The organism is Sporomusa aerivorans (assembly GCF_041428895.1).
GTDB classification, from domain to species: Bacteria; Bacillota; Negativicutes; order Sporomusales; family Sporomusaceae; genus Sporomusa; species Sporomusa aerivorans.
Map to the genome: position 1 here is coordinate 222,530 of NZ_CP156926.1, position 12,657 is coordinate 235,186.

The 12,657-nt window shown below is 49.1% G+C and carries 10 protein-coding genes; 4 read left to right on the plus strand and 6 right to left on the minus strand.

Annotated elements, in window-relative coordinates:
* Window positions 1-59: 59 nt before the first annotated feature.
* The 6 genes from SATMO3_RS00915 to SATMO3_RS00940 all read right to left on the minus strand — a co-directional run bounded on the left by SATMO3_RS00915 (window position 60) and on the right by SATMO3_RS00940 (window position 7,249).
* On the minus strand, window positions 60-677 hold the full coding sequence (locus SATMO3_RS00915; protein ID WP_371376206.1) for a hypothetical protein: 618 nt from the start codon (window positions 675-677) through the stop codon (window positions 60-62).
* A 43-nt stretch (window positions 678-720) separates the two neighbouring features.
* A complete protein-coding gene (locus SATMO3_RS00920; RefSeq protein WP_371376208.1) occupies window positions 721-1,860 on the minus strand; it encodes an acyl-CoA dehydrogenase in 1,140 nt (379 codons plus the stop codon).
* 85 nt (window positions 1,861-1,945) lie between these two features.
* The gene (locus tag SATMO3_RS00925; protein WP_371376211.1) at window positions 1,946-3,127 is read right to left on the minus strand and encodes an acetyl-CoA C-acetyltransferase; all 1,182 of its coding nucleotides are present in this window, start codon (window positions 3,125-3,127) and stop codon (window positions 1,946-1,948) included.
* A gap of 49 nt (window positions 3,128-3,176) precedes the next feature.
* Window positions 3,177-4,730: an acyl CoA:acetate/3-ketoacid CoA transferase gene (locus SATMO3_RS00930; RefSeq protein WP_371376213.1), complete on the minus strand. Its 1,554-nt coding sequence runs from the start codon at window positions 4,728-4,730 to the stop codon at window positions 3,177-3,179.
* Between the two features lie 191 nt (window positions 4,731-4,921).
* A complete protein-coding gene (locus SATMO3_RS00935; RefSeq protein WP_371376215.1) occupies window positions 4,922-5,755 on the minus strand; it encodes a methyl-accepting chemotaxis protein in 834 nt (277 codons plus the stop codon).
* A gap of 93 nt (window positions 5,756-5,848) precedes the next feature.
* Complete coding sequence (locus SATMO3_RS00940; protein WP_371376218.1) at window positions 5,849-7,249, minus strand: GntP family permease; 1,401 nt, start codon at window positions 7,247-7,249, stop codon at window positions 5,849-5,851.
* Window positions 7,250-7,834: 585 nt separating this feature from the next.
* Here SATMO3_RS00940 and SATMO3_RS00945 point away from each other — a divergent pair.
* From SATMO3_RS00945 to corA, 4 genes are all read left to right on the plus strand, one after another.
* Window positions 7,835-8,575 (plus strand): beta-ketoacyl-ACP reductase, encoded by a 741-nt coding sequence (locus tag SATMO3_RS00945; protein WP_371376221.1) that lies wholly within the window; start codon window positions 7,835-7,837, stop codon window positions 8,573-8,575.
* Window positions 8,576-8,784: 209 nt separating this feature from the next.
* Complete coding sequence (locus SATMO3_RS00950) at window positions 8,785-10,554, plus strand: sigma 54-interacting transcriptional regulator (RefSeq protein WP_371376223.1); 1,770 nt, start codon at window positions 8,785-8,787, stop codon at window positions 10,552-10,554.
* A gap of 241 nt (window positions 10,555-10,795) precedes the next feature.
* Window positions 10,796-11,392, plus strand: a complete 597-nt coding sequence (locus tag SATMO3_RS00955) for a DJ-1/PfpI family protein (RefSeq protein ID WP_371376226.1) — start codon at window positions 10,796-10,798, stop codon at window positions 11,390-11,392.
* Window positions 11,393-11,452: 60 nt separating this feature from the next.
* The gene (corA, locus tag SATMO3_RS00960; RefSeq protein WP_371376229.1) at window positions 11,453-12,523 is read left to right on the plus strand and encodes a magnesium/cobalt transporter CorA; all 1,071 of its coding nucleotides are present in this window, start codon (window positions 11,453-11,455) and stop codon (window positions 12,521-12,523) included.
* The last annotated feature ends 134 nt before the right edge of the window (window positions 12,524-12,657 follow it).

Below are 12,657 nucleotides of genomic sequence, written 5' to 3' on the forward strand. Positions count from 1 at the left end.
GGAGAGTCAGCTCCACCCGAACTGACGCCGCCTATAGAGCGGGAGTCTTGACTCACCGATTAAGATAAACGTGTTATACCGCTCCGGGTATAAGGGCGACATCGGCTCTGCTTTCGCTGACGCTCGGCACAAGCCGTGTCTACTTTACACCGCTCCGGGTATAAGGGCGACATCGGCTTCTGCTTTCGCTGACGCTCGGCACAAGCCGTGTCTACTTTACACCGCTCCGGGTATAAGGGCGACATCGGCTTCTGCTTTCGCTGACGCTCGGCACAAGCCGTGTCTACTTTACACCGCTCCGGGTATAAGGGCGACATCGGCTTCTGCTTTCGCTGACGCTCGGCACAAGCCGTGTCTACTTTACACCGCTCCGGGTATAAGGGCGACATCGGCTTCTGCTTTCGCTGACGCTCGGCACAAGCCGTGTCTACTTTACACCGCTCCGGGTATAAGGGCGACATCGGCTTCTGCTTTCGCTGACGCTCGGCACAAGCCGTGTCTACTTTACACCGCTCCGGGTATAAGGGCGACATCGGCTTCTGCTTTCGCTGACGCTCGGCACAAGCCGTGTCTACTTTACACCGCTCCGGGTATAAGGGCGACATCGGCTTCTGCTTTCGCTGACGCTCGGCACAAGCCGTGTCTACTTTACACCGCTCCGGGTATAAGGGCGACATCGGCTTCTGCTTTCGCTGACGCTCGGCACAAGCCGTGTCTACTTTACCGCAGAACAGCGCTGGAAATGACCATGCGCTGGACCTGATTGGTGCCTTCGTAAATCTGCGTAATTTTGGCATTGCGCATGAGACGCTCAACAGGATACTCGCGGCTATAACCATAACCGCCAAAGATTTGGACGGCATCGGTAGTGACGGCCATCGCAGCGTCGGAAGCGTACAGTTTTGCCATGGCGGCTTCTTTGGAATACGGCAGACCTTTATCTTTTAAATACGCGGCGCGATATACCAACAACCGGGCTGCGTCCACCTTGGTGGCCATGTCGGCCAGCATGAAGGCAATGGCTTGGTTGCTGGCAATGGGTTTGCCAAATTGTACCCGTTCTTTAGAATATTTTACGGCATGATCAAGCGCAGCCTGCGCAATGCCAAGGGCTTGAGCGGCAACGCCGATACGGCCCCCGTCCAGGGTAGACATGGCAATTTTGAAGCCGTCGCCTTCTTTGCCCAGCAGGTTTTCCTTCGGCACTTTCAGCTCCTGGAATACCAGCTCCATGGTAATGGAGGTATTGATACCCATCTTGTGTTCTTTTTTACCGAAAGTGAAGCCCGGCATGCCTTTCTCAATGATGAAGGCTGAGATGCCTCGTACGCCTTTGCTTTTGTCGGTCATGGCGAAAATGACATAGGTTTCGGCCTCGCCGGCATTGGTAATGAATATTTTGCTGCCGTTTATGACGTAATGATCGCCTTCCAGGACGGCAACGGTCTGCTGCGCGGCGGCGTCAGTGCCGGCATTAGGTTCGGTCAGGCCGAAAGCGCCCATTTTCGCACCTTCAAGCAGCGGGGCCAGATACTTTTGCTTTTGTTCTTCGGTGCCGTAGGCGAAAATCGGCCAGGCGCACAGTGAAACAGTGGCCGACAAGGTGATGCCGATACCATCATCCACTTTGGAGAGTTCTTCTACTGCGAGGATGTAGCTTAACACATCACCGTCAGCGCCGCCATACTGCTCCGGAAAGCAAATGCCGGTCAGACCCATTTCTCCCATGGCATCAAACAGCTCGCGCGAAAATTCGCTGTGCTCATCCCGGGCGGCTACACTTGGCGCAACCTGCTTTTCAGCAAATTCACGGACCAGCTTTTGTGTCATCTTTTGGTCTTCGGTAAGTTCAAATAACATAATAGGACCTCCTTTGTATTTTGAAAAATGCAATATACCACCTCCCGTTCCGGGGAGAATGGGAGGTGGCAGCTTAACCTAATGATTACAAGCGTTCGACGATGGTGGCCACGCCCTGGCCGCCGCCAATGCACAGTGTTGCCAGACCCAGCCTGGCATCTCTGGCCTTGAGGGCATGCAGCAAGGTAACAAGGATGCGGGCGCCACTGGCGCCGATTGGATGGCCAAGGGCAATAGCGCCGCCATTTACATTAAGCTTTTCTTTGCTAAACCCAAGTTCTTTGCCAACTGCCAGGAATTGGGCCGCAAACGCTTCATTGGCTTCAATCAGGTCGAGATCGGCAATGCTCAGGCCGGCTTTCTGCAGGGCTTTGCGTGTAGCCGGTACCGGTCCCATGCCCATTATGGAGGGATCGACGCCGCCGGAAGCAAAGGAGCGAATGCGGGCCAGCGGTTTGAGTCCCAACGCTTTGGCTTTATCGGCCGACATAATAATTAAGGCCGCAGCACCGTCATTAATACCGGACGCATTGCCGGCCGTAACCACGCCGTCTTTTTTGAAAGCTGGCTTCAAGCCGCATAAGGATTGGGCGGTTGTACCGGCTTTGGGATACTCATCGGTAGCAAACGTGATATCTCCCTTTTTACCTTTGATGACGACCGGGCAGATTTCTTCCTTAAAGGCGCCGGTTTCGATGGCCTTCAAGGCTTTGGCCTGCGACTGGGCGGCCAGTTCATCCTGTTCTTCCCGGGAGATGTTGAATTTTGCGGCTACATTTTCGGCAGTGATGCCCATATGGTAATCGTTAAAGGCGCACCAGAGGCCGTCATGGATCATAACGTCGGTGAGTTTGGCGTTACCCATCCTGAGTCCCCAGCGGGCTTTACTATCTAAGAGATAAGGCGCCTGGGACATATTTTCCATGCCGCCGGCTACAACAATATCGGCATCACCGGTCATGATGGCCTGGGCTGCCAAATTAACCGTTTTCAGGCCGGAACCGCAAACCTTGTTAACGGTATAGGAGGGAACCTCAAAGGGAAGTCCGGCTTTTATAGCTGCCTGGCGGGCCGGATTTTGCCCGAGGCCGGCTTGCAGTACGTTGCCGAAAATGACCTCGTCAATTGAGGCTGCTTCAATACCGGCTTTTTCGACAGCGGCCTTAATGGTTAAGGCGCCAAGATCGGTAGCGGCTACAGAGGCTAACGAACCGTTAAAATTACCAATGGCTGTACGGACTGCGCTGACAATGACTGCTTCATTCATAATTGTAATTGCACCATCCTTAGTTTGTAAGTGTTGTGATTTGGTTTACCTATTTAGACGCACGGCCCATAGGCTCAGCCCGGAAAATGCGTTCATCCATGGTTTTAAGATTAGGCGAAATAACAGGTTTAAAGTCCATCAGGTCCAAAATATCTTTTTGCAGGTCAACGCCAGGGGCAATTTCGGTAAGTGTCATGCCGTTGGCCGTTAGTTCGAACACAGCGCGTTCGGTGATATACATGACCGGTTGTTTTACCTTCAGAGCATATTGACCGCTAAAGGTAATCTGTTCTACTTGTTCGAGAAACTTACTGGCTTTACCTTCATTCAGAACGGATAGTTTGCCATCCTCGACCAGAACTTTGAGGCCGCCGGCGGTAAAGGTGCCGCAGAAGAAAACCCGTTTGGCATTTTGGGTAATATTGATAAACCCGCCGCAGCCGGCAACCCGGCCCTTGAATTTGCTGACGTTGATATTACCTTGTTTATCGGTTTCGGCAAGTCCCAGGAAGGCAAGGTCCAGGCCGCCGCCGTCATAAAAGTCAAACTGCTCGGGCTGGCTTAAGATGGCCTCGGCGTTGCTGGCTGCGCCAAAGCTCAGTCCACCGGCCGGAACGCCCCCGACGGGACCGGCTTCTACCGTCAATGTCAGCGTATTGCCAATTCCTTCTTCATTGGCTACCATGGCTACGCCTTCGGGGATACCGATACCGAGATTTACTTTGGCGTCAGGAATAAGTTCAAGAGCGGCGCGCCGGCTAATGACTTTGCGTTCATCAAGCGGCATAGGCGGTATCCCCGACAGCGGCACGCGGGTTTCGCCTGAATAGGCCGGATTATATTGCTCGGAAAATGTTTGCATATGCTGATCGGGCTGGTCGGCTACGACGATATAATCGACGCTGATTCCCGGGACTTTTACATTCATAGGCTTGAGGCTGCCGTTGGCAACAAGCCGTTCTACCTGGGCAATTACGATACCGCCGGAGCTTTTGGCTGCCTGGGCGAGCGCCAGCATTTCCACATGAACGGCTTCATGCTCAATTGTGATATTGCCGCGCTCATCGGCGCTGGTGCCGCGGATAATGGCAACATCAATGGGGAAAGGCTTGTACCACAGCCATTCTTCACCGCCAAGCTCAATAACCTCTACCAGGTCTTCGGTGGTAATATCGCTGATTTTACCGCCTTCAATCCGGGGATCGACAAAGGTGTTTAAGCCAACTTTGGTGATTACGCCAGGCTTGCGGCCGGCAATGCTGCGAAACCAGTGAGTAAGGGTTCCCTGCGGAAAGTTATAGGCCTCTATTTTATTTTCAACTGCCAGTTTCCCCAGTTTGGGGGCGAGGTTCCAGTGACCGCCGATGGCCCGTTTAACCATTCCGTCGCGTCCAAAGTGGTTAAGACCGCGGTCTTTGCCATCGCCCTGTCCGGCGCAGTATACCAGTGTGAGATTTTTCGGAGTGCCTTCTGCAATAAAACGTTCTTCCAACGCGGCGGTAAGGGCCTCCGGATGGCCGTTGCCGACAAAACCGCTGGTTGCAATAGTTTTACCGTCTTGTATGAGTTGAACAGCATCCTGTGCACTGACTATTTTTGCCAATATGCTCACTCTCCTTTTAAAAATGGTTCGTTCTATACTAATGCAAGGAGTGTGCCAAAGTTGTATTCCTTGCAGGATAAGGCCAGTTATCTGATCTGGCTCCGGTGATTTCATACTTATAAGGTCTATATGTGTTTAGTGTTTTAAACACATGCGTCTATTTTTTTGTACACCGTCTACCTTTGCTGTTGCTAGCGTTCATGGCATAGACTATCGGCAATTGTATCCAGCTCCTGAGCCATGCTGCCGATTTGCTGAATTGAGCCGGCAATGCTGGTGACGGCTTCCGCTACTTGCGATAATACCTGGCTAATGTATTCTGTTTGGCAGTTCAAGCTGTGGCTGTCGGTCTGCAGTGTTTTAATAAGGGTGTCGATCTGCTTGATGGAATCCGAACTATTCGTCGCCAGTTTACGGATTTCTTCGGCGACAACGCTGAAGCCCCGGCCCTGCTCGCCTACCCGCGCCGCTTCAATGGCGGCGTTAAGACCCAGCAGGTTTGTTTGGGCGGCGATCTTTTGTATTAAACGCAGCACTTGATCACTTTCGGACATTCTGGCCGCTGATTCATGCGAGGATTTGGTCAATGTCTGGCTTACAGCCGACAATTCCTGGGTCTGGGCCGAAATATTTTGTGAAGTTGCGGCTAAACTGCTTATGGTAGCGGATAGTTGAGCCGCCATTTCCTTTAAGGCTTCCTGCCGGTCTACTGCCTCCTGAATACAGACGGCGCCCGCTACCTTGCGGTCCGCATTCCAAATTGGTACGGCAACCGCAATATAGGGCTGGCCCAATAAGGCCTTATCACCCTTTATAACCACCCGCCGGCCTTCGTGTACGGCACGGTATACGGCGCTGCCCGGTTTTAACGCCGAGCCGATTTGCACTGCCAGATTAAGTGTCTTGCCTGGCTTATAAAACAGATACTTTTCTGTGTCTGTTAAACTTACGCCGATATCTCCTGTCGACAAATCCGGCAAGTAGGAAATTACTTTGGTAAAATGATCTAAGATTGAGGTTGCCATAGGCCGCTCCCTTCTCAGTAACGATGCTGCTGCAGTTTGGATTATCTTTAACAAAAGACCTGTGTTTGGCAACACAGGTCTTTTGTTGTTATATTACAGCAGGCCGGTTATTGAGTGGAGGAAGATGACTACAAACACCATGAAGGTTTTCAGGCAGGTTAGAACAAAAATATCGCCATAAGAGTCTTTGTGTGTGAGGCCGCAGACTGCGAGCAGGGTAATAACCGCGCCGTTATGCGGCAGGGTATCCATACCGCCCGACGCCATGGAAGCTACCCGGTGCAGTATTTCCGGCGACATACCGATGGAATTGGCCCAGGCAAGCCAGTCTTTGGCCATTAAATCCAGAGCGATCGACATACCGCCGGAGGCTGAGCCGGTCACGCCGGCAAGCACATTAACCGTTACGGCTTCCGATACCAGCGGGGAACCGCCCACCTTGATACTCATCAAAGCGCTGGAGATGGATTTGAAACCGCTGAGAGAAGCGATAACATTGCCATAGCCTACTTCTGAAGCTGTATTCATGATTGCCAGGAGCGATCCAATCGCACCGGCGTTGAGTGATTTGGCGAGCATACCGGTCGAACCGAGGTTGCGGTAACCTAAGGCGATTGCCAAGCCAATACCGGTAACAAGAGCAATAATTAGCGACCAGATACTGATGACATTTTTAACGGCGGGAGCTGTCATCGGCAGTTTCATGGCTTTGAAAGGTTCAAGCATGTCGGGATTCCAGGTGAATATATTTGTCATAAGGAAGTTTACTACAAGAACGGCTAACAACGGAAGAACGGCCAATTGCCAGGAGGGAAGCTTAGTATCAGTTTTGATTTCTGGTTCATTTAAGGTATGATTGCCGTAACCCTCGCCTTTAGCGGCCGCTTGTTTCCGGCGGTGTTCCAGCCACAAAATTCCGCATCCCAAGATAGCAAAGCCGCCTAACAAGCCCAGAATAGGCGCAGCGTAAATATTGGTGCCGAAGAAGTTTGTAGGAATCAGATTCTGAATCTGCGGTGTGCCGGGAAGGCTGTCCATAGTGGCAGTAAATGCACCAAGCGCAATGGTAGCGGGCAATAATCTTTTGGGTATATCTGCTTCTTTAAATAGCGCCGAAGCAAAGGGGTAGATGGCAAACACCACAACAAACAGGCTTACACCGCCGTAGGTGAGTACGCAGCCTGCCAATACAATGGACAAAATGGCGCGGTCTTTACCCAGGCTTTTAATAATGGCATGGGCAATACCTTTGGCTAAGCCGGTATCTTCCATCATTTTGCCGAATACCGCACCCAGCAGAAATACCGGGAAAAAGGACTTAATGTAGGTAACTGCTTTGGCCATAAACAACTCGGTATAGGCCGGCATCAGGGATAACCCGGACAGCGAAGCGGCAAGCAGGGCAAATACAGGCGCAAATAAAATTACGGAAAAACCACGGTAGGCGAAGAACATAAGCAGGAATAAACTAAGGAGAATGCCAATTACTTCCATGTTGTAACCTCCTAAATATTTAGAATGTTCATTACATAACACAATTTTTCTATGCATCAGAAAATACTGTTTTTTCTGATGGCAAAGTATCTAGAGAATAGCAGCCGCCTCCTTTCTGGCCAAATGAAACTCCAAATTAATTATAAGCAAGTATCATGCCAATAGTCAGATGACAATATTTAAAAGCTGTAAAATCACTGTTTTCTGTCAAAACCGGTTAGGCTTTACTGAAGCTTTACTGAAGATGAGCAGATGAAACAAACAGGAATGTGTACAGATAAATAGACAATGTGTTTATTAAGCAAGACATGCGCTGTCTATGTCCACTCCTTTAGATTGACCCAGACAGATGCAGCGCCCGCTGCCGGGCTTAAGATTTTTCAGTACGAACACCCGGAAATACCCCTTTACAAGCTATTATCATAAACCGTTAAACAATTTAAGTCAGGAAGATTCTGCAACCGTACCGGTCTGTAAGCCATTGCACTGTAGTCTTGGCATGATATTTGCAACATAAATAAAAGTGATCGCTGAAGGGTATGTGATTATAAACATAGTTTAATTCAAAACGGGGAGGTATTTTCTATGAAAGGTTTAAAAGACAAAGTTGTCATTATTACAGGCGCGGCAAGTGGCATTGGCAAGGCAACAGCCCTGCGTTTTGCGCAAGAGGGCGCTAACATTGTGGTTGCCGATTTTGCCGATGGCGCGGCTACTGTTGCTGAAGTGCAGGCAAACGGTGTGCGCGCTATCTATGTACAAGTCAATGTCACCGATCCAGACAGTGTCAAGGGTATGGTGGACAAAACGATAGAGGCATTCGGTAAGGTGGATGTTCTGATTAATAATGCCGGCATAACCAAAGACGCCATGATGAAAAAAATGACCAAAGAGTCTTGGGATGCTGTCATCAATGTAAATCTGACAGGTGTGTTCAATTGTACATCTGCCGTACTGCCGCAAATGCTTGAGCAAAAATCCGGCGTTGTGTTGACTACCTCATCGGTTGTGGGTATATATGGAAATCTTGGTCAAACCAATTATGCTGCCACCAAATGGGGGGTTATTGGCATGACCAAATCCTGGGCCAAGGAAATGGCCAAGAACGGTCTTAGATTCAACTGCGTGGCGCCAGGCTTTATTGCAACCGAAATGGTAAAGAAAATACCAGAGCAAGTATTACAGGAAAAAATATTAATAAAAGTACCGGCCGGCCGCTTGGGTGAACCGGAAGAAATCGCGGCTGCTTTTGCCTTCCTCGCCTCAGATGATGCTAAATTCATTAATGGAACCGTGCTTAGCGTTGATGGTGCATGTACATTATAGAGTAACCGCAGTTGGTATTTAAAATACGGTTAGCTGAGTGATAAAAAGATAACAGGGAGGATTTTCCTCCCTGTTATCTTTTTTTGAGTTTCGTTGCCGGTAATTTTCCAATTCTTGTGACTTTTCCTGTGGACAGCAACCCGGACACGCTCTATAATGTCTTTAATGAGTATACTTGCTTTTCAAAGATATAGACGGGAGGTCTCGGGATGCAAGAAGAAGAGGGAAAAGATTTGACTGGAGCATTCTCGTCGACCGATATAGCGGCAATGCGGGTTGTGCTTGATTCGGTCTCTAACGGTGTAACTGTGGTTAATTCCCGCGGTATTGTTACTTTTTTTAATACTGCTGCCGAGAAGATTACTGGTCTAAAAGCAAAAAATGTTATCGGACAGATGGTGGATGACGCCATTCCTAATACGGGTCTTATCCGGGTGTTGAAGACAGGCGCTGAGGAAATTAATCAGCGTCAAAATGTAGGCAACTGTGAAATATTGACTAGCCGTGCTCCCATTATTAAAGATAATATCCTTGTTGGCGCCGTGGCCATATTTCAGGATATTACCGAATTCAACGAAGTGGTTTCGCAGCTCGAAGACGTAAAATGCCTTACAAGTACCCTGGAGTCCATTTTGGAAAGTTTGCATGAAGGCATTGTCGTTGTTGATAAAGACGGCTATATTACCAGGATGAATAAAGCTTATGGTGAATTTCTGGCTCTTGACCCGAACTCCGTTGTAGGAAAGCATGTTACTGAGGTTATTCCCAATACCCGCATGCATTTTGTAGCGCAGGAAGGTAAGGCTGAAGTTACCGATATACAGAAGATCCAGAATAATACTTGCGTTGTTACCCGGATCCCGATTGTCAAAGACGGTGAAGTCATTGGCGCGGTGGGCAACGTGGTATTTAAAGATATTAAGGAATTGAAATCGCTTGCCGGTAAAATCAGAAAGCTTGAATCGGAGCTTGAATATTATAAAGAAGAACTTTACAAAGCCTATGGCGGGAAATATACGTTTGACAATATTGTTGGCGACAGTGAGAAGATGAAGTGGCTGCGGTCGGTAGCCGCCAAAGCGGCCAGGGGGACATCAACCGTATTAATCTTAGGAGAAAGCGGCACAGGCAAGGAGCTGTTCGCTCATGCCGTACACAATGCCAGCCAGCGCCGGCAAGGTCCTTTCATTAAGGTTAATTGTGCGGCGCTTCCGGAACAATTGCTGGAAGCTGAGTTGTTTGGTTATGAGGAAGGCGCCTTTACCGGTGCGCGTAAAGGCGGCAAGCCGGGTAAATTTGAATTGGCCAACGGCGGTACCATCTTCCTGGATGAAATTGGGGAAATGTCTCTTGCTATGCAGGTAAAGCTCTTACGGGTATTACAGGAACGGGAATTGGAGCGTCTGGGCGGTACTAAGACAACGAAACTGGATATTCGCGTTATTGCGGCAACCAACCGCGATTTGGAAGCAATGATTGCCGAGAATCAATTCCGTCAGGATTTATATTACCGCTTGAATATATTTATCTTAAACATTCCGCCGCTGAGGGAGCGGACTGAGGACATTCCCCTGCTCTGCGAAATGCTTCTCAAAAAAATAAACAATCAGGTAGAGCATTGGGTGGAGGGGATTACACCGGAAGCACTGACTTTGTTGATGCAATACAACTGGCCGGGAAATGTCCGCGAGCTCGAAAATGTGCTTGAACGTACCATTAACTTGATGGATGACGGTTTTATGATTGCGGCGGAAAACTTGCCCCCCATGCTTAAACGGGTAAACCGCAGCAAGACGGAAGGAGAGGAGGGAGAAAGCTCGTCAGACCTGTCCGAGATTAAGGAAGATGCGGAGAAACAGGCTATACTAAGGGCGTTGGCCGCAGCTGGCGGCAACAAGAGTAAAGCGGCAAGGATACTGGGAATTCACCGCTCCGGTTTTTATCAGAAGATGCAAAAGTATAACCTGCTGAATTCATGAGTTAATAGCCGGGTGGATATCTTGCCAAACGATGCGGCATAGCAGTTTTAATAGCAGAAAGTTATGAACTTGGGCAGGGGAGCGCAATTGCTAAGTGCTTCCCTGCCTTTTTCAGGCGTATTTAATGAAAGAATTTTTAGTGGCGGATAACCAGTGCTGCCATAATGCTTGATAAGTCATGCCGCCGGCAAGGATTTTGACCGGGATATGGAGAATATCCTGCCTAAAAGGGGTGTGAGATATGGATAAGGCATGGCGTGTAGGCATATTATTATTTAATGAAGTGGAAGTGCTCGATTTCGCCGGGCCGTTTGAGGTTTTTTCGCTGGCCGCAATACCGGATCGACAAGAAAAGCCTTTTGTGGTCGCTACTGTTTCTGAAACAGGGGAATGGATTCGGGCCCGCACTGGTTTAAGGGTCAAACCCGAATACAGCTTTGCGAGTGCGCCGGCTTTCGATATCTTAATCATTCCCGGCGGCTATGGGGCGGAAGAAATTGAAATACATAACGCAGCGGTGCTTGAATGGATTAAAAGAGAGCAAAGTAAAGTTTTTATACTGGCGTCGGTTTGTACAGGCGCTTTCCTGCTGGCCAAGGCAGGAATCCTGGACGGCAAAAAAGCGACTACCCACTGGCTGGATATTGATCGCCTGGCGGCCGAGTTTCCGGCAGTTTTAGTCCAGCGGAACGTAAAGTATGTAGATGAAGGTGCCGTTATCACTGCGGGCGGCATTTCAGCCGGAATAACCATGTCATTTTACATTCTGAAAAAACTGGTGGGTGAAGAGGTGGCGCTGGCAACCGCCAGACGTATGGAATATGATCTGATTCTATAAGGGCAGCTAGATTGCAAGGGAGAATATTTCCTTCTAACTTATATTTGCATGAGGTGCTTTATGGCAAAAATCACCGGAAACCTGGCCTCCAAAGTCGGCTTGCCGCCAGGTACGTTATTGCATGTCGGGGATATGCGCGCTGACAAAGCGCATATCCGTGTGATTCATTATAATGAAGACAGTTTGGCAGAGTACGACGATGTCAATATCGCTAGTCTGGCGCAACTGACTGCCGAGCCGGGCGTTACCTGGATTCAGGTCCGGGGGCTTACCGCCCAAAGTGTCGAAGGAATTGGCCGGCAGTTTGCCATACATCCCCTGGTGCTGGAGGATATCCTGCATACTAACCAGCGTCCCAAATTTAGCGATTATGGCGATTATCTTGCGGTTATTCTGAAATCACTGGTGGTTACCGCTGGGACTATCGATTATAACTCTGAACAGGTAAGCCTGATTTTAGGGCCGAATTATGTCATTTCCTTTTTGGAGAGCCTGCCGGAAGACAATGATGTCTTACATAATGTGTATGAGCGAGTGAAAAGCAGACGGGGTAAAATTGCCCGCCTGGGAGCCGATTATTTGTTGTATGCTCTTGTGGATAGTCTTGTTGATCATTATTTCCTGGCGCTGGAACACCTAGGCGAAAAGATTGAAACGCTGGAAGAACAAATCGCTGCCCGGCCGCGCCCGGAATTATTGGGTGAACTGCATGCGCTCAAGCAAGACATGCTATTCATGCGAAAATCCGTGTGGCCTGTACGGGAGTTGGTCAGCGCCCTGGAACGGGGGGAATCGGCCCTTATTCAGGAGACCACGCTGATTTATTTGCGGGACATATATGATCATATTGTCCAGGTTATTGAAACAGTCGAAATTTATCGTGATATGCTTTCCGGCATGCTGGATATTTATTTATCCAGTGTAAGCAACCGAATGAGCGAAGTCATGAAGATGCTGACGATTATTTCGACAATTTTTATTCCGCTTACCTTTATTGCCGGGGTGTATGGTATGAATTTTGACTATATGCCGGAGCTAAGATGGCAGTATGGCTACCCGCTGATATTAGCGGTAATGCTGATAATGAGTTTATTGATGCTGCGGTATTTCCAGAAAAGGAAATGGTTGTAATAGGACCCAAGTCCTGTAATTTGCAAGAGCTTTGCCATAAGTCCTAAAGAAAATAGGATCATTTCCCTGGTGGTTTTTCCATCCATTTGCATATAAAATTTAATTACCGGTAAGTGAACTGGTTTGTGAAAGAA